Annotated in this window: 17 protein-coding genes; 3 read left to right on the top strand and 14 right to left on the bottom strand. The window is 51.7% G+C overall.

Annotation, left to right across the window (positions count from 1 at the left end; all coding sequences use genetic code 11):
• Positions 1–3 precede the first annotated feature (3 nt).
• From HP435_RS06955 to citZ, 11 genes are all read right to left on the bottom strand, one after another.
• Positions 4–1,233: an efflux RND transporter periplasmic adaptor subunit gene (locus tag HP435_RS06955; RefSeq protein WP_173598434.1), complete on the bottom strand. Its 1,230-nt coding sequence runs from the start codon at positions 1,231–1,233 to the stop codon at positions 4–6.
• 6 nt (positions 1,234–1,239) lie between these two features.
• Complete coding sequence (locus HP435_RS06950; RefSeq protein ID WP_122962922.1) at positions 1,240–1,899, bottom strand: efflux RND transporter periplasmic adaptor subunit; 660 nt, start codon at positions 1,897–1,899, stop codon at positions 1,240–1,242.
• Between the two features lie 9 nt (positions 1,900–1,908).
• On the bottom strand, positions 1,909–2,337 hold the full coding sequence (locus HP435_RS06945; RefSeq protein ID WP_122962921.1) for a MarR family winged helix-turn-helix transcriptional regulator: 429 nt from the start codon (positions 2,335–2,337) through the stop codon (positions 1,909–1,911).
• A 142-nt stretch (positions 2,338–2,479) separates the two neighbouring features.
• Positions 2,480–3,418 carry a VanW family protein gene (locus HP435_RS06940; protein ID WP_122962920.1) on the bottom strand — a complete coding sequence of 313 codons (939 nt, stop codon included), beginning with the start codon at positions 3,416–3,418 and terminating at the stop codon, positions 2,480–2,482.
• 65 nt (positions 3,419–3,483) lie between these two features.
• Positions 3,484–4,572, bottom strand: a complete 1,089-nt coding sequence (locus HP435_RS06935) for a PRK06851 family protein (RefSeq protein ID WP_122962919.1) — start codon at positions 4,570–4,572, stop codon at positions 3,484–3,486.
• Positions 4,573–4,760: 188 nt separating this feature from the next.
• A complete protein-coding gene (gene phoU / locus HP435_RS06930; protein WP_063229184.1) occupies positions 4,761–5,417 on the bottom strand; it encodes a phosphate signaling complex protein PhoU in 657 nt (218 codons plus the stop codon).
• A 93-nt stretch (positions 5,418–5,510) separates the two neighbouring features.
• Positions 5,511–7,274: a two-component system histidine kinase PnpS gene (gene pnpS, locus HP435_RS06925; RefSeq protein ID WP_173598435.1), complete on the bottom strand. Its 1,764-nt coding sequence runs from the start codon at positions 7,272–7,274 to the stop codon at positions 5,511–5,513.
• A gap of 14 nt (positions 7,275–7,288) precedes the next feature.
• Entirely contained in the window at positions 7,289–7,984 is a 696-nt protein-coding gene (locus HP435_RS06920) for a response regulator transcription factor (RefSeq protein WP_122962916.1), read from the bottom strand.
• Positions 7,985–8,247: 263 nt separating this feature from the next.
• Complete coding sequence (mdh, locus tag HP435_RS06915) at positions 8,248–9,186, bottom strand: malate dehydrogenase (protein ID WP_122962915.1); 939 nt, start codon at positions 9,184–9,186, stop codon at positions 8,248–8,250.
• Between the two features lie 54 nt (positions 9,187–9,240).
• Positions 9,241–10,524 carry an NADP-dependent isocitrate dehydrogenase gene (icd, locus tag HP435_RS06910; protein WP_122962914.1) on the bottom strand — a complete coding sequence of 428 codons (1,284 nt, stop codon included), beginning with the start codon at positions 10,522–10,524 and terminating at the stop codon, positions 9,241–9,243.
• 150 nt (positions 10,525–10,674) lie between these two features.
• Positions 10,675–11,787 carry a citrate synthase gene (gene citZ / locus HP435_RS06905; RefSeq protein WP_063229179.1) on the bottom strand — a complete coding sequence of 371 codons (1,113 nt, stop codon included), beginning with the start codon at positions 11,785–11,787 and terminating at the stop codon, positions 10,675–10,677.
• Between the two features lie 369 nt (positions 11,788–12,156).
• Between citZ and ytvI the strand changes: the two genes are divergently transcribed.
• Positions 12,157–13,287, top strand: coding sequence for a sporulation integral membrane protein YtvI (gene ytvI, locus HP435_RS06900; RefSeq protein ID WP_122962913.1), 1,131 nt, complete (start codon positions 12,157–12,159; stop codon positions 13,285–13,287).
• 88 nt (positions 13,288–13,375) lie between these two features.
• Here the strand turns inward: ytvI and HP435_RS06895 are convergent, their stop codons facing one another.
• Entirely contained in the window at positions 13,376–13,771 is a 396-nt protein-coding gene (locus HP435_RS06895) for an FxsA family protein (protein ID WP_122962912.1), read from the bottom strand.
• Position 13,772: 1 nt separating this feature from the next.
• Complete coding sequence (locus HP435_RS06890) at positions 13,773–14,204, bottom strand: acyl-CoA thioesterase (RefSeq protein ID WP_173598436.1); 432 nt, start codon at positions 14,202–14,204, stop codon at positions 13,773–13,775.
• 138 nt (positions 14,205–14,342) lie between these two features.
• Here HP435_RS06890 and HP435_RS06885 point away from each other — a divergent pair, with 138 nt between their 5' ends.
• Both HP435_RS06885 and HP435_RS06880 read left to right on the top strand, forming a co-directional pair.
• A complete protein-coding gene (locus tag HP435_RS06885) occupies positions 14,343–14,576 on the top strand; it encodes a hypothetical protein (RefSeq protein ID WP_122962910.1) in 234 nt (77 codons plus the stop codon).
• Between the two features lie 11 nt (positions 14,577–14,587).
• Positions 14,588–15,700: a GerAB/ArcD/ProY family transporter gene (locus HP435_RS06880; protein ID WP_122962909.1), complete on the top strand. Its 1,113-nt coding sequence runs from the start codon at positions 14,588–14,590 to the stop codon at positions 15,698–15,700.
• A 30-nt stretch (positions 15,701–15,730) separates the two neighbouring features.
• Here HP435_RS06880 and nrdJ read toward each other — a convergent pair whose 3' ends face one another.
• A complete protein-coding gene (gene nrdJ, locus HP435_RS06875; protein WP_122962908.1) occupies positions 15,731–17,992 on the bottom strand; it encodes a ribonucleoside-triphosphate reductase, adenosylcobalamin-dependent in 2,262 nt (753 codons plus the stop codon).
• Between the last annotated feature and the right edge of the window lie 107 nt (positions 17,993–18,099).

The raw sequence follows: 18,099 nt of genomic DNA, 5'->3' as shown, positions 1-18,099 counted from the left end.
CCGTTAGTTTGCGATCACCTTGGTGCCCTCGGACAGTTTGTCTGTCGGGTTCAAAACAATCTGATCGTTGTCTTTCACACCTTGGGTCACAGTTGTCCAGTCACCGCTTGCGTTGTCTACAGAAACTTCCACCTGGTGAACGACGTCGTTGTCCACGGTGTAGATGTAATGCTTGTTTTCTTTGGCAAGAACAGCTGTCGTCGGTATTTTCATTCCTTGGGTCGCCTGACCTTGCAGGGCCACTTCAGCTACCATCCCGGCGCGCAGCAGTCCTTCTTGATTGCTCACCTTAACCTTGATCGGGAACGAGCTGCTGTTAGGGTCAGAAACCGGGGAGACGAACTCTACTGTACCTTTCAACACTTTTCCGCCCAGGCTGCCGACTTTTACGTCAACTTCAGAGCCAACTTTGACGCTGTTGATCTGATCTTGCGGTACGCTTGCCTCTACTTTCACGTCAGCCATGTTGACGAGGACGAGCAATGGCGTGCCTGCTCCAGCCATTTCACCCGGATCGATGGAACGCTTCGCGACGATGCCGCTGATTGGCGCGCGAATGATCGTGTTGTCATAGCTGCTTTTTGCCAGCTCCAAGCTGGAATTGAGACGGCTTACCTCTGCTTGAAGCGCGGCAACCGTGTCAGCGGTCGGACCTGCTTTTGCCAGATCGTACTGCGCTTGCGCCTGCTCCAGTCCTGTTCTCGCCTTTTCCAGATCGAGCGAGACTCTTTCCAGTTCAGCCTGTGACAGCGCCCCTGCATCGAACAAAGCTTTCATGCGATTGTAGTTGCTCTCTGCCACCTTCAAGCCGGCTTGCGCTTGCGTCACGATGCTCGACAACTGTGTGAGCTGCTCGTTGCGGGCGCCTGCTTTTGTATCGCGCAGCTTGGCGCTTGCTCCGGCAATAGCCGCCTGCGCCTGATTAATTTGTTGCTGATAGTCTGCCGCCTCCAGCGTAACCAATACATCGCCTTGCTTGACGACAGAGCCTTCTTTTACGTTGACGCTCGCCGCTTTGCCGGACACTTTGGACACGACCTGAATTTCATCCGAAGCGGCGATTTTACCGTTCGCAATGACTCCTGTCTGGGAAGGGGTCACCTTCCATGTCTTCACAACCGGAATGCTTTCGCCTCCGGAAGACGCGGAGGATGTATCGCTACAGCCTGCTGTAATGAGCGAAATCGCCATCATGACAGCGGCGATGGACTTCCATTGAGCTGTTTTTTTCATGCCAGATTACATCTCCTTCACTTGCACTTTGATCTCGGCGTTCAAACCGGCAGCCAAATGAAGACCTGCTGTGTCATCAATGGCAATTTTAATCGGAATACGCTGGGTGACTTTGGTGAAGTTCCCGCTTGTGTTGACGGCTGGCATCAAGGAAAACGTGGAGTTGGTCGCTTTTCCGATCTCCATCAGATGACCAGTCAGTTTTTTGCCCGGATAGGCATCCAGCGAAAATTCTACCTTTTGGCCCAGCTTCAGCCGCTCGATCTCGGTTTCTTCCAGGTTTGCGGAGATGTACAGCTTGCTCTCGTCAATCACCAGCGCAACGGATTGCCCTGTGGAAACAATTTCGCCTTCCTTCGCCTGCGTTTTGATCACGGTTCCTGTAATCGGAGAACGCAGGACGCTGTTTTCCAGCGAAGTAGTCGCGAGGTTGCTCGTATCTTGCTGTCCGACAATTTGATCTGCTACAACCGCGTCGCCTTCTTTTACAGCGAGTCCGGTCAGCTTGCCTGTCATTTTAGGCATAACCCGATAAATATCCCCTGCGACTCTGGCATCCTGCGTCGTAACGTAGTGTTCACCTTGATACCAGTAGTAGTAACCGATGCCCCCGCCCCCTGCGACAAACAGGAGCAAAATGACATACAAAACCAGTTTTCGCTTCATGATTTCTCCTCAACTTTCTCTCTCTTCTAGTTTCGTAATCAACGTTTCCATCGAATAAATAATGCCATCTAGGTCTTCATCCGAAAAACCGTGGAAAATCCGCTTGTAAAATTCTTCCGAGAAAAAGTCAACCTTGGCAAACAGTTCGGTAATCTTCTCCGTTTTCTGAATCCAGACAACTCGGCGGTCCTTCTCATCACGCACTCGCTCGACCAGCTGCTCCCTTTCCAGTCGGTCAATGATGCCGGAAACGGTGCTGTACGACAAATCGACAGCTTTGCTCAACTGGCCGATCGTTTTGGGCTCGCAATGAATTTGCCGAATGATCATCAATTGGGGAACGGTCAAACCGTATTTGCTCAGTTCCTTGGTAGCCATCGTCGCGAAGGTCTTGTTCAGACGCTTCAGCAAGTCCCGTATATGCAACGGCTTGTTCATGATGCACTCCTTTCCTAACTAATATTTCGGACACGAAATTTTTATCACAGAAAACACTATACGACTTTTTTTATTCCGTGGCAACTATTTCTTTACATTAAATTTTAACTAGGTAATAAAAAAACCAACATGCCCGTCAAGCTCAAGGCAGTGTTGGTTCCGTGATGGTTTCCGGGCTGGCTGGCCCTTCTTCCGGTGTGTTCTGGCGCACGCTTGGAACATGTCGAGGCTCGTATTCAATCTCGGGAAACGAATGCACGGTCACATACATCGCTCCGTTTCCTGCGATAGCCCTGAGCATGATCGGGTAGGCGTATTTGTTCTGAAACACAAAATCCGGCCCGTACCAGCTCACGGTCGCATCCCGGCCAGGCGGGACGTAGGCGACGTTTCTGCTATGGGAATAGCGCTGCATGATATGCAATCCAGCCTTGTCCACGGCGTTGAACAAAGTCGAGGATACTTGGCAAATCCCGCCGCCAATTCCCTCCGACAGCTCTCCCCTGACGATGATCGGTGCCTGCATGTACCCTTTTTCCTTCGTTCTTTGGCCGACTACTTTATTGAAAGAAAAAATCTCTCCCGGCAAGACGACGTAGTTGTTGATCGCTTGGGAAGCGAGTTTGATGTTGTGAGAGCGGTTTTTGTTCCGCGAATTGAAATAGGTGGCATACTGCCCGATCACTTTTTTCCGGACCTGGCTGATGAGAGCCTTGTCCACTTTTGGATGGACTTCCTGGAAGGAAACTTGTAGAGTCGAAGCGCCCTCGCCGTAGTAATACTGGTAAAACTGCTGCAAAAAAGCAGCTTCATCCAGCTTGCGCCCTTTTTTCTCGGCAACGATGGACCCTTGCGCATTAATCGTCGCATTGATCGGCTCTACATACGCCTGTTTGGCGACATCGTCTATTACTTTTTGCAAACGGTAGTCATCTGCCACTGGGACACCGTCAACAGGCAAGGTATAATCCGCTCGGTCCAGGATGGCTACTGTTTTCTCTCCCAACTCGATGTGCAAAAAGTTGGTCGGATCGAGGGGATTGGCTAGCAACAGCAAAGCCAGCGTCAAAGCAAAACCCATCCGGCCGCTCACCTCCTTCTTGTAGTATGAGCAGCCGAACAGGTTTCATTCGGGTCGATATTGGTTTATCCCATCCGCGCCAGCCTGCTCATGATCGCTTGGGCAACCGCTTTGAGCCTGGACTCATCTGCCAGTTCGGCGTACACATTGTTCAGCTGATCGCGCAGTTCCTTGGCAGCCAAAAGCGATGCTGTCGCTTCCTTGATTTTTTGCGTGTAGCGCGACTTGATCTCAGCCAGCTCATCGTGATACAGCTCGTCGGTGTCAGGGTCGATCGCCCGTGCGTACATGTCGATCACTTCATCTGTTTCTTTGCTGGGGAAGTATTCGTGTGGAGCCGTGCTGTCAAAAATCGCCACGCTTTTCTCCGGCACGATCACCATGTCCAGGCTGTGCGGGTCAAGTCCGCAGTGGTATACCTCCACATCGAAGCCGCGATTCTCCGCCTCTGTCACCAGCTTTTTCAGCATGGTCGACTTGCCTGATCCCGGTCGGCCTTTGATGAAATAGCGCTTCTGCAGCGAATCGGTCAGCTTCATGATGTGATCCACCGGACCGTTCGGAGTGGCGGCGCCAAGGTACATTCTGCGCACCTGCGCCCGCTTGTTCTGCTTTTCCTCTCCGAAAAACAGCTCCACGACCTCTTGCGTGACGAGATTGGCTGCCTCCCGGTTCAGGTTCTCGATGTAGGGGGCTTCCCATTCATCGTGGATGCGCAGCGCCTCCCCGAATGCCTGATAAGCTTCTTCGCTCTTTTGGAAAATCTCTTCGTACCACGCCGCGATATGCCTTTTGTACAAAGCCAGCTGATCGGTATCGAGCGCCGACTGCAAGTTGACGTGAATCTCGGTAACGCCGGGCGCAGCCGGTCTCCAGATGCGGGGATAGCTGCCGTCCATAATCGCTACCCGCCATTCGTGAAAGACAACACCATCGTACTGCCCGTTCACGAACGGTGAATGAATCCACTCCACCTGATCGGTCTTGCGAGACATCTCCTTGCCAATCGTCTCGATGAGCGGCGATGTAACCCCCTCCACCACTCCTGACAGGATGTATACGCGCTCCATGCCTTGCAAGACCGAGTCGTAAAATGTTTTGTATCCTCGCGCCGTGTTGCCCGCAGCGTATATGTGACGCACTTTTTTAGCCATGCACATTCCCTCCAGTCACTCACTGATCGAAAATGGATCGGATCGATGTATTGTATGCAGCGAGGAGGAAATGGGCATCTGTCACGACAGGAAAAAGGAAAAAAGCCGCTGCAAGCGCGAACGGCTCACAGCGACTTTTATTCCGTATCCAGAGCGCCCGCTGGCAAAAGCTTTGAGCGTCCTCGATCCTATTTGTTCAAGTCCGTCATTTTGCCTGTGGACATGTAGATGATCCACTCGCAAATGTTCGTGACGTGATCGGCAATCCGTTCCAAATATTGCGCCACCAGGAGCAGATGCGTGCCTTGGGAAATCGCATTGCCATTTTTCGTCATGACCTCGATCAGATCACGGAAGATCGTAGCGAATAGCTTATCGACAATATCGTCTCGCGCAGCGATCTCTTCTGCCGCTTCTTTGTTGCGAGCGATATAGGCATTCAGGCAATCCCTCACCATCGCTTTCACATGATCCGCCATCAACGGAATATCGATCAGCGGCTTGACGTATGGCTCCGCCATCAGGCGACGTGTCGTCTTGGAGATGGACACGGCATGATCGCCCATTCTCTCCAGATCAGTCACCAGCTTCAGCATGGTTCCCAGGCGGCGAAGATCGCTCCCGACAGGCTGCTGCAAGGCGATCAGGCGGAAGCATTCGCTCTGTATTTCCTGCTCCAGCTCATTGATAACCGGATCGGCCGCAATCACTTGTTCCGCCAGATGGACATCCCGTTCTACCAAACTTTTAATCGATTTATGAATCGCTTCCTCAACCAATGTTCCCATGGACATGAGTTTGCGATGCAGTACATCCAGCTGCTCTTCGAAAGCGTGCCGCGACATGTTCCTCGTCCCCCTTCATTTGTCTGACACGACAAATAGTACAAGGGGATTGTAGTCTGCGGGTAAAGCTACTATTTTGTTTGTGTAAATATTTCAGGTGAGCGGCAAGATGACTGTGAAGGTGGAGCCTCTTCCTTCCACGCTCTCTACCTTGATCTGGCCGTGCAAGTTTTCGACCAGATGCTTCACGATGGCCAGACCAAGCCCTGTGCCGCCCGAGTCGCGGCTGCGAGCCTTGTCCACCCGGTAGAACCGTTCGAAAATTCTTGCCAGGTCTTTTTCCGGAATGCCGATCCCTGTATCTGCCACCTGAATGGTGATCTGCTTGTCGTCCGCTTCTGTCCTGATCGTGATCTCGCCCTCTTCCGGCGTGTAGGCGATCGCGTTTGTCATCAGGTTCAGCACGATTTGCTGGAGGCAATCTTTGTCCGTCATCAGCCAAATGTCCGGCTGGCTCTCCGGCAGCGTCACTTTCAGCTGCTTTCTTTGCGCCTGATCGTGCATGATCGCGGCCGCAGAACGGATCAGCTCCTGTACGTGCACGTGGCTGAGATGCAGCGGAATGCGCTTCTGCTCGATTTTGGACAAATCGAGAATGTCGCGGATCATCCGGTACAGCCGTTCACTTTCATCGGAAATGATTTGCAGGAAGTTGCGGCATGTCTCCTCATCTTGCATCGCGCCTTCCAACAGCGTCTCGGTAAACCCTTTGATCGACGTAATCGGCGTGCGCAGCTCGTGCGACACGTTGGCGACAAAGTCGCTGCGCATCTTTTCCAGACGGCGGATTTCCGTGATGTCATGCAGGACGACGACTACTCCTCGCGACTCGCCCTTGAAATTGATGTACGGGGCAAAATTGACGTCGAGCACGCGTTCCTGCGGGTAGTAAATGTGAACCTCCTGCCGAAACTTCTCGCTCTTGTCCAGGCATCTGTCGATGTACTGGGACAGTCCAAAGCTTTTGCCTGCCTCGATGTGCAGCTTGCCTACCAGCTCATGCCCAGCCGTCCCGAGAAGCTTCTCGACCGCAGGGTTGACGAGCATGATTCTGCGCTGCTCCGATATGAAGATCACACCGCTCGTCATGTTGGTCAAAACCCCGGCGAGCCTCTGCTGGTTCTCGGAGATTTCGTACATTTGCTGCTCCAAGCTGGAAGCCATGAAGTTAATCGCCCCGGCGAGCTGACCGATCTCGTCCTTGGCCTTGATCCGTACCCGGCTCTCGTACTGACGCTGGGTAATGTTACGGGCTACCCTGGTGATTTCCTCAATCGGACGGATGATGGAAAAAGAAATGCGTGAGACCACGATGGAGCCGACCACCAGTGTGACCAAAAGCCCTGTAAGCAAGCTGTACCACATGTTGTGAATCGTGTCCGTAATGTCTTTCATCGACATGGCGGAGCGAACAGCCCCGACAATGTTTGTGCCTTGCTCGACTGGCACCGCCACGTACATCATGTCATAGCCGAGCGTCTCGCTGAACCGGCGGGAAATGCCTGTTTCGCCCCGCAGCGCAGCCTTCATCTCCGGCCTGTCGTGATGATTTTCCATCTCCTCTACATGGGAGGAGTTGTCGTACAGCACCTGACCTTCGCGGTTGATGATCGTCAGGCGGACTTCGTCGGAAGGAGCCACTTGCTTGACGCGATCCGCCAGCGTAACCTGATTGTCAAAAACCGTCGGGAAGCGAACAGCCTGGGCAACAAGCTTGGACTCGCGGGATAAAAGCTCATGCAAAGATTGCAGGTAAGAGTTCTCCAGTACCTTCGCAAAGTACATTCCCATCAAAAGGAGAACCAATGAGATTAATCCCAAGATAGTGAAGGTGAGTTTGATACGAAAGCGAGTCAAGGTCGTGCCTCCTGTTATCCTTCCAGTTTGTATCCCAAGCCGCGGACTGTTTTAATGTAGCGCGGATTTTTCGTGTCTTCTTCCAGTTTTTCTCTCAGGTGGCTCACATGTACGTCCACAATCCGCGAGTCGCCGATGAAATCGTAGTTCCAGACGGCATTCAGCAGTTGATCGCGCGTCAGGACACGTCCCTGGTGGCTGGCCAAGTAGTTGAGCAGCTCAAATTCTTTCGGAGTCAGCTCGATTTTGGCGTCTTTGCAAAACACTTCATATTTTTCCGGATAGATGCGGATGTCGCCAAACTGAAGCACGACGTCTTCAGGAGCAGTAGCCGCTTCCGGTGTCGATTGGATTCGTCGCAAAATGGCTTTGACGCGTGCCACTACCTCTCTCGGGCTGAATGGCTTGGTCAAGTAGTCGTCAGCCCCAAGCTCCAGGCCGAGAATCTTGTCCAGCTCGTCATCTTTTGCGGTCAGCATGAGAATCGGTGTATTGATGCGTTCCTGCCGCAATGTTTTACAGACATCCATGCCGTCCATTTTTGGCAGCATCAAGTCGAGAATGATAAAGTCAGGCTGCTCGCTTTTCACCATATCCAATGCCTGTCTGCCATCAAATGCAGTAACGACCTGAAATCCCGATTTTTCCAGATTGAATTGCAGCAGCTTCACGATAGAAGCTTCGTCATCCACTACCAAAACCTTGATCATTTTGTCCGTTTCCCCCTACCAATGCGATGCTACAGATTGAATGTTGCAGACCTTCGTCCTCTGATTTGTTTCTTCTCTCTACACTACTCAGTCTGCCAATGCTGAAACCGGAAGACAAGTAATTTTTTTGTAAAGGTGTTTAGCGACAGGCTACTCTGGGCATGAAATTTGCTTTGGACTGTAGTATTCCTCGAAATCGGCTTTGGCATGAAAAAAGACGCCCTTCACGAAGAAAGGCGTCTTTCGTATTCCGATCAGACAAACTATTTCAATACAGCCATGACATTGCGCACCGAGTCGGCCGATTTGTCGAGCGCGGCTTTTTCTTCTGCGGTGAGTTCCAGCTCGATGACTTTCTCGATTCCGTTTGCACCCAGAAGGGTCGGAACGCCGAGGTAAATATCTTGATAGCCGTACTCGCCTTGCAAAAGCGCAATGGATGGAAGGATACGTCGTTTATCCTTGATGATCGCTTCCGCCATCTGTACGAGAGCGGCAGCCGGCGCATAGTAAGCGGAGCCGTTGCCAAGCAAGTTGACGATCTCGCCGCCGCCTTTGCGGGTGCGTTCGACGATGGCGTCCAGACGGTCTTTCGGGATCAACGTTTCCAGTGGAATGCCACCCGCATACGAGTAGCGAACCAGCGGAACCATGTCGTCGCCGTGACCGCCGAGCACGAAGCCTGTCACGTCCTCAACAGAAACGTTCAGCTCCATGGCCACGAAGGTACGGAAACGCGCCGTATCCAGCACGCCGGACTGCCCGATGACACGCTCTTTCGGGAAGCCGGACGTTTTAAAGAAAGTGTAAGTCATTGCATCAACGGGGTTGGACAGGACGAGCACGATCGAGTTGGGAGCATATGTCTTCACTTGCTCCGCAACCGACTTCATGATGCTTGCATTGGTGTTTACAAGGTCATCGCGGGACATGCCTGGCTTGCGGGCAATCCCTGCGGTGATGATCACCAGATCAGCGCCTTGAATATCCTCGTAGCTTGCAGTACCTGTAATCTGGGCGTCGAAGCCAAGCACAGGGGAAGACTCCATCATATCCAGCGCTTTCCCTTTTGTCGGGTTCTCCAGTTGCGGAATGTCAACCAAAACTACGTCGCCTAATTCTTTTTGCCCCAAAATAAATGCTGTGGTTGCACCAGTGAAGCCACTACCGATAACAGCGATTTTTTTACGGTTGAATGCCATGACTTAACTCCCCTCCAAACTGTAAGTGTAAATAGTTGCCAAACTATCTCTATCTTACATGTTTTGAATCAACGCGTCAGCAAACTCGGAGCATTTCAGTTCAGTTGCGCCATCCATCAGACGAGCGAAATCGTACGTTACTGTTTTCGCGGAGATGGTTTTTTCCATGGAGTTGATGATCAGATCAGCTGCTTCGTTCCAGCCCAGGTGACGCAGCATCATTTCTCCGGACAGGATCACGGAGGATGGGTTCACTTTGTCCAGACCAGCGTATTTAGGAGCTGTACCGTGTGTTGCTTCGAAGATCGCATGACCAGTCAGGTAGTTGATGTTCGCTCCCGGAGCGATACCGATACCGCCTACTTGTGCAGCCAGAGCGTCGGAGATGTAGTCACCGTTCAGGTTGAGGGTAGCTACTACATCGTACTCAGCCGGACGAGTCAAGATTTGTTGCAGGAACGCGTCAGCAATCACGTCTTTTACGATGATTTTGCCAGCTGCTTCTGCTTCTTTTTGCGCTTTGTCAGCGTCGCCGCCTTCTGCTTTGATGCGGTCGTATTGTGCCCAAGTGAACACTTTGTCGCCGTATTCTGCTTCAGCCACTGCATAGCCCCAGCTTTTGAACGCGCCTTCGGTGAACTTCATGATGTTGCCTTTGTGTACGAGGGTAACGGATTTGCGTTTGTTGTCGATCGCGTAGTTGATCGCTGCGCGAACCAGACGCTCTGTACCGTCTTTGGAAACAGGCTTGATCCCGATACCGGAAGTTTCCGGGAAGCGGATTTTCTTCACGCCCATTTCGTTTTGCAGGAAGTCGATTACTTTTTTCACTTCTGGAGTGCCTTCTGCCCATTCAACACCAGCGTAGATGTCTTCTGTGTTCTCGCGGAAGATCACCATATCTGTCAATTCAGGATGTTTGACAGGGGATGGAACGCCATCGAAGTATTGAACAGGACGCACGCAAGCGTACAGATCCAGCTCTTGACGCAGCGCTACGTTGATGGAGCGGATACCGCCGCCTACTGGTGTAGTCAGAGGACCTTTGATTGCGATCAAGTATTCGCGAACAGCAGTCAGCGTATCTTCTGGCAGCCACTCGTTGTATTGGTTGAACGATTTTTCGCCTGCGAACACTTCGAACCAAGCGATTTTTTTCTCGCCGTTGTACGCTTTTTCTACTGCTGCATCCAGAACGCGAACGGAAGCGTTCCAGATGTCAGGGCCAGTACCGTCACCCTCGATGAAAGGAATGATCGGGTTGTTTGGAACGACCAGTTTGCCGTTATCTACGGTGATTTTTTCACCAGCAGTTGGTTGAGTAAGGTTTTTGAACACAAGAATCCCTCCAGTGTTGAAGATATTGGGTGATTATGAATATTTCCAGACGTAGGAGAACTACCACTTCTTGTGGTAGTTCTCAAGCTTGCACTTAGGGCTGGTCAGCATGGCTGCACACGGCCCTCCACGCTCGAAAATAGCGGGTTTTTAGCGGCGGTCAATCGGAACGTAATGTTGGTTGACCGGACCGATGTAATCCGCGCGAGGACGGATCAGACGATTGTTTTCATACTGTTCCATGATGTGTGCCGTCCAACCGGACATGCGGCTGATGGCAAAGATCGGTGTGAACAGGTCTGTTTCTAGGCCGAGAGAGATGTACACGGATGCGGAGTAGAAGTCAACGTTTGGCTTCAATCCTTTTTCCGATGTAATCATGTTGTCGATTTTCACGGACATTTCATACAGCTCAGGACGGCCGATTTGCGCCGTCAGCTTTTGAGACATTTGCTTCAGCCATTTCGCACGCGGGTCGCCATCTTTGTAAACGCGGTGTCCGAAGCCCATGATTTTCTCTTTGTTGTCCAGCTTGCTGCGGATGTAAGATTCCACGTTGTCGAGTCCGCCGATTTCCACCAGCATTTTCGCAACCGCTTCATTGGCGCCGCCGTGCAGAGGGCCTTTGAGCGTGCCGATTGCGGACACGATACCGGAGTAGATATCTGTCAGGGTCGCAACGGTTACGCGAGCAGCAAAAGTAGAAGCATTGAACTCATGGTCTGCGTGCAGAACCAGCGCAACATCAAACGCTTTCACAGCTGTTTCTGTTGGCTCTTCGCCAGTCAGCATGTAAAGGAAGTTTTGGGCAATGGTGAAATCTGCACGAGGAGCGATTGGCTCCAATCCTTTGCGCATGCGCTCGTAAGCAGCAATCAGAGTAGGAGTTTGAGCCATCAGACGGATGGATTTGCGATAGTTGGCTTCAGGAGACATATCTTGCGCTTCTGTGTCGTAGAGCGCTAACGAAGAGACAGCTGTGCGCAACGCCGCCATTGGGTGCACGCCTTTTGGGTAATGGCGAATGCTTTCCAGCACTTCTTTTGCTACTGCTGCATTTTCACCCAATTGTTTTTTCAAAGCGTCCAGCTGATCACGCTTCGGTAACGCTCCATGCCAGAGCAAGTATACAACCTCTTCAAAAGTTGCATGTTCTGCTAACTCATCGATGTTGATCCCGCCATAGCAAAGAACCCCATCGACGATCGAACAGATCGATGATTGAGCGGCAACGACGCCTTCAAGTCCACGTGTTGTTGTCATAGAACTCCCTCTCCTTTTCCACTCAAGTAATAGTGCTTATCCAGTCCTTCGCTTGTCCTCGTGACTGATAAACGACCTCTTCTTAAAGAAATTGATAGCAGCGGTTTCTTTCATCCACCACTCTTGTCAGGAAATATATCCACGCAAATCCTTGAGCATGCCAAGGGGGAGAGGCGAGAGAAAAGAATCCACTATAAGTCGACCCAATTATAAAAGATTATTGCGATTTTGTGAATAAGATTGGCGAAAAAATGTTTCAAAGGATGAAACCCAGTTTTGTTTTTTCGCGCGCTTGCTCCATTTGTCCCGATTGCTGCATAATAGTTCCATAAGCATTTGTTGCTGTTTTTTGGCAGAAAGGAGACCTTTTTGAATCAGGAAAACTGGGTGGAGCGCGTCTTTCAGATCATTCGCTTTTTCTGGGTATGCCTGCTTGTTTATGTAGGAATCTGGCTGTTTCAGTTTGCAACACCATTACTGTACCCATTTATAATCGCTTTAGTCATTGCGCTCATGATCCACAGACCCGTCACTTTCATCACGAAAAAGTTCAAAATTCCCCGCTGGCTGTCGGTTACGATCGCCCTGCTTGTACTGATGCTTCTCGCCATCGGCCTGGCTACCCTGGTCGTAACGGAAACGGTCGTAGAGATCGGCGAACTGGCAAAACGGCTGCCGGTGTTTGCCCAAGAGCTGTCCGAGTATTTGCAGCGGACGATTTCCCAAGACTTCTTGCTCGGCATCTACAACCAGGTTCAATGGATTTACGACCAGCTTGATCCGAACTACAAGGACAAAATCAGCAACACGGTCGGCAGCGGCATCACTTCGATCACACACGCCGGACAAAATCTGATTGTCAGCTTCCTGGACGGCTTGAAAAACTTGCTCGTCTCCTTGCCGAACATGGCTACCGTCTCGGTCATCTCCATCATGGGCGCTTTCTTTATTTCAAAAGATTTCTTCCTCTGGGAATCGCGCTTCCGCCGCCTTTTGCCAAGCGGGGTCAACAATCGCCTGGATCAGATTTTTCGCGATCTGCGCGCCGCTTTGTTCGGGTTCATCAAAGCTCAGGTGACGCTTATTTCCCTGACTGCGGCAATCGTGATCATCGGACTGTTGATCATGCGCGTGGAATACGCGATTACGATCGGCCTGATTACCGGATTGGTTGATCTCCTGCCGTATCTCGGCACGGGAACCGTTTTCGTTCCCTGGATCATCTACATGTTTTTCAAAGGCAACTACACCATGGTCATCGGTCTGTCGATTTTGTACGCTGTCGTGCTCATCTTCCGCCAGATCATCGAGCCAAAGGTTGTAGCAGAGAGCGTCGGCCTCGATCCGCTGCTCACGCTGGTCGCCCTGTTCGTCGGGTTGCAGCTGTTCGGGTTCCTCGGACTGATCATCGGCCCCGTCTCCCTCGTGTTGATCAACGCCCTGGTCAAAGCCAATGTGTTCGTCGACATCTGGATGTACATCAAGGGAAAACGCATCTAAAGAAAAAACCGCTTGCGAGCTGCCTGCTGGCGCAAAGCTCGAAGCGGTTCTTTTTTTGCCATAACCTGTCTGTCTTCTACCTAGCGACTTAGCGACGGAACAAAAAGCGAATCCGTCCCGAAGAAATCAAATACCACAGCCATTGCTTCAGCAAGTGCCGCAGCATCATCCGGGTGTAAGGGATGAGAAAAATCAAACCGATCACATCCGACACAAACCCTGGGAGCAAGAGCAAAATGCCGCCAACCAAGATCAGCACACCGTCGATGATCGTCTCTGTCGGCATCTGCCCGCGAGACAGTTGGAACTGAAGCGTGCGAAACACTTGAACCCCTTGTTGCTTCGCGAGCCAAGCGCCCAACAGCCCCGTAACAATGACCAGCAAAACGGTGTTCCATCCGCCGATCAGCGAGCCTACTGTAATCAATCCCCATAGCTCCAAACCAAATCCGATCACAAACAGGATCACGAGAAAGCGCAACATGCTATTCCCCTCCTTTGTGCTGGGCATCCAGCCAAGCGTAAACTTCCGGCTCCGTTTTGGCCAGGCGTATCGGTCTAAGCTCGCTGTTCGTGAAGACGTGCATCGTCTCCCCCGACACAAGCAGCTCCTGATCCGACACGCGAATAGCTTCGTAAGCAAACGTCAGGCGAACGGCAGTCAGTTCTTTGACCCGCGTCCTGATCTCCACCATATCATCGTAACGAGCAGGCTTTTTGTACGAGATGGCGGCATCCGTAACCGGCAAAAGCACGCCTCTTTCCTCCAGCTCGCGATAGGTGAGTCCCGCTTGGCGGATCAACTCTGTTCGCCCCACCTCAAACCAGTTCAAGTAATTCGTATGGTAGACCACACCCATCTGATCGGTTTCGCCGTAGCGCACTCGCAATTGATGAGTATGAATAATTGGACTCACAAACCATCGCCCCTTTCTCTCTAAGGCTATTGTACCATAGACAAACTGCGCTTGCGGTTGACGATGGTATGGCATTTTTTCATTCGGTCAATACTCGAAGAAAAGACTGCCTAAATCAGGAAAGTAGGAAAAAAGGGAATGTGGGGAGCAGCGTTTGTTTTGGTCACAGCGGCCATCATCGCCTGGTTTGAAGTCCCGAAGCTTGTTCGAAGACGCTATCATCGGGAGCTCGTCGTGTTTTCCCTCTTGCTTCTGCTAGGCGCCATTACAGGAACGCTCAAGATATTGGACGTACCTGTCCCCAATCCGGGCGACTGGGTGAAAGTCATCTTGAGTCCCTTCGGAGAATTTTTGCAGAAACTGTTCGAATAGGAGGACGTCAGGTGCTGTCCACAGTCAAAATCTCGAATCGGCAAATGACGATCATTACTTGCCTATTCAGCATCGGCACGACGATTCTGGTCGCCCCTTCCACTCTGGCTGCGAACGCACAACAGGACGCCTGGATTTGCGCCCTCTTGGGAAATGCAGTCGGCTTGGGCCTGGCCTGGCTGTACATCTCCGTCGGCTTGTTTTATCCAAAAAACAACCTGCTGGAAATAAACGAACGGATCTTGGGCAAATGGCTCGGCTGGCTTGCTTCGTGCTTCTTTCTGTTCACCATGCTGCTCTCCTCCGCTCAGGTGCTTTTTTACATCGGCAATTTTTTAAAGACAAACATGTTCCCGGAGACGCCCATCATCGCGCTGCACATTCTTTTTTTGCTCGTCGTCATGCTCGCTGCCCACCTGGGACTGGAGACGTTTGCGCGAAGCATCGAGTTGTTTGTGCCGCTTTTGCTCTTGTTGTTTTTCTCCCTGATCTTTTTTCTTTTTCCGAGCATGGAGATCGAAAATATCCAGCCGATTCTGGAAGCGGACGGGAAAAGCCTCGTAAAAGGAACCTTGACGTTTGCCAGTATGACGTATTTGACACTTCCCACCTTGCTCGTCTTTTTTCCCGTTTGCCTCACTGATCCCCGCTCCGCGCGCAAATATTTTATTGCCGGAGGGCTGATTGCCGGTTTGAAATTATCCATGGTCATCCTGGTCAGCATTTTGGTACTGGGGCCGGATGGCTCGATCCTTTACGCCTACCCCAGCTATACGCTGGCCCAGCGGATCAGTATTGGAAATTTTTTGCAGAGGGTGGAGGCGATCGTCGCCATCCTCTGGTTCTTTACCATTTTTGTCAAACTGAGCATGTACTTTTACGCCGGATTAATCAGCATGACCCACGTGTTTCGGCTCCGCACCTACAAACCGTTGATCATCCCGACCGCTTTCGTCGTAGCCGTTTTTTCGCTGATTGTCTACCCGAACACAGCGTACATGGCAAAATGGGATGTCGATGCCTGGTTTCCCTACAGCCTGATCTTCGGACTGTTTTACCCGCTGCTCCTGCTCGTCGTCGGCCTGATCCGGGCCAAAACAAAACCAGGGAGAGACCCATCGTAACGGTCTCTCCCTGGTTGATGACTGACTGGATTAGCGAATCGGGCAAGCGCCGCCTTCGCAAGATTCTGCGGTCGACAGGTCTGCATCTGTGCCTGTCTCGTATTGCTGCAAAATAGCAGGATCGAACGGCTTCATCGACTGCTTGAGCGCTTCGTACTGCTCTTTGCTGCATTCCTCGTACGGAGCCAACTGGTAGTTTCCGCCATCGAGCTGCAAGAAAGACACGCCGACAAAATTGTCCCAGTTTGCATAGACGATCTCTTCCACTTCGTTCCATTCTTCCTTGCGAACGGTAATCGTATTAGAAGAATTGTGCTCGGTGTACTCCTTTTGGAAACGGAAGTACGTATCGAATTGGCGCTTGGCGCTCACTTCGTTTTTCGTTTCCTGCGCACCCGACGCTACCGGGAAGTCAATCACGAGCGTGCGGGCATTCGCCATGCGCTCCTCGTGCGTCTCCCCTTGTGTGCCGACCTCCGGGTGAACTGTCCAGCCGAGAGCTTGTACCGCTTTTGCCAACGGGTCTTGCGCGTTGATGCGAATGCGGCGGATGTAGTACGGCGAGTGCGACCAGTGCAAGCCGCTGGAAACCCCGCCAGCCACCTGTGACAGCGTTCCTTCCGGCTTCACTGTCGTGACCAGCAGCGGCGAATTGACGCGCAGCTCGTACGCATAGCGGTTCGCTTCGTCGCGGGCAGCATTTCCGAGCTGACGCAGCAGTTCAAGCTCCTGCTCCTCCGTATAGCCGAGAGACGCGAGCGCATCTTTCAAGCCAGTCAGCGACGTTCCTAGCAAACGGTCGCGCTGTTGCACCGTATCCCAATGTGGCAGCTCCAGTGTAACGAGCGTCATCCGCAGTCCTGCACGGGCAGATTTGCGTTGCGCATCCAAAAGTCCATCCAGATCCAAATACTTGGAGCCGTCTTCGTTCTCACGCACAAACTGAACGAGATTGACCGTAGTCAAGTTGCAAACGCCATATGAATCAAGCAAAATTTCCGCACAAGGATTCAAGCCCTCCGCATTTGGACGACGGCGATTGGCTTCTTCCAAGTTGATAAAGCCAGGCTCGCCTTCCAGTTGCATCAAGGTGAACACGAGATGCAAAAACTCTCTAGACGGTTGTTTCGTAAAGGCGATGGAGTTGTTGGACATGCGGCGGTGATCCAGGCCGAATCGTCCGTCCCCTACCTTTTCAATGCTGTCAAACCATACAGGCTTGTGCTCGCCCAAAAGTTCGCCGACGCGGCGGTGATGCGCCAACTGCTCTTCCGTCCAGAAGCCGTTGATGCCGTATTTCGCCAGCATGCACTCGTAGTCGTCGTGATCGAACAGGAAAATTTCCGCTGTGCGGCGCACGCCCCCAACTACGACGTTTGCTCCGATCAGATTGCCAATGTCGAGAATATGTACGGGGCGAATCTTGCCGTACCCTTTTTCGTCACTTTCAATCGGGGCCAGATGCTCGTCGATCTGGTTTTTCAGCACTTTGTCGATGCCTTCAAACATCTCGCGAAGCGGCTCATGTCCGCTTGCTGTACCGCCAAAACGCTTCAGTCGCTCTCCTTTTGGACGCACGCTGTTGTAGGAGATTTTCACTGTATGAATATGCTCGTAGGAACCGTCGGTCAAAATTTGCAGGTACAAGCGCAGCGACTCTACCCAGCCCTCTTTGCTGTCTCCCACGTAAATTTTGGCGAAACCGTTATCCAGCACATTCAGCTCGGAACGCTCCAGTCGCTGATGCTTGGGCAATGGGCGGTACTCGGAAGAAAGCAAGGCCACGTTGGTCCGGATCGGACCGAGTCCTGCTGCCATCGCTTTCGTGCATTTGAAGCCGACACCTGTTCCTACCAGCAGCAGGTAGAACAAATCGCCAAGGTCGTCCCACGATTTGATGTTCAGGAAAGAGCAGTTGAAGTTGGCCAGCGGGTACAAATCGGCCACGCCGTTTTCAGCTCCGCCCACCCACAGCGTCCGGCCGGACAAAAACTGACGCAGGTTGAACATGTTGTCAAACAGACCTTCCGCTTCTGCTTCCATCGCACGCTCATCCGGGTACAGGCCGATTTTTTGCAAATGTTGATACGCAAGCTTCATATTGTAATCCACCGAACGGCGGCATGTTTCTTTCCATGTTTCCCGTCTGCCTTTTTCCGGGATAAAACGAGAATAAGTCCGATAGTACACAAATTGTCCCAGAGGATTCATATGATCGGGAAAGTCTTTGTATTGTGCTAAAAATTCATCCCTCAAGAAAGCGGTGCGGGATACAGTTTCGGTCGCCAGCATAACGTTCCTCCTTCGAATAGTTCCTCTCTAGTTAACTATCTTTATGGGAAAAACTCAATAGTTTTATCTATATCTTGTACGCAATAAAATTCGACAACACTATATGT

It is taken from the genome of Brevibacillus sp. HD3.3A (assembly GCF_013284375.2).
Lineage (GTDB): Bacteria > Bacillota > Bacilli > Brevibacillales > Brevibacillaceae > Brevibacillus > Brevibacillus parabrevis.
Note: the sequence above shows the minus strand (reverse complement) of the source record. Positions and strands in the feature narration are given on the sequence as shown.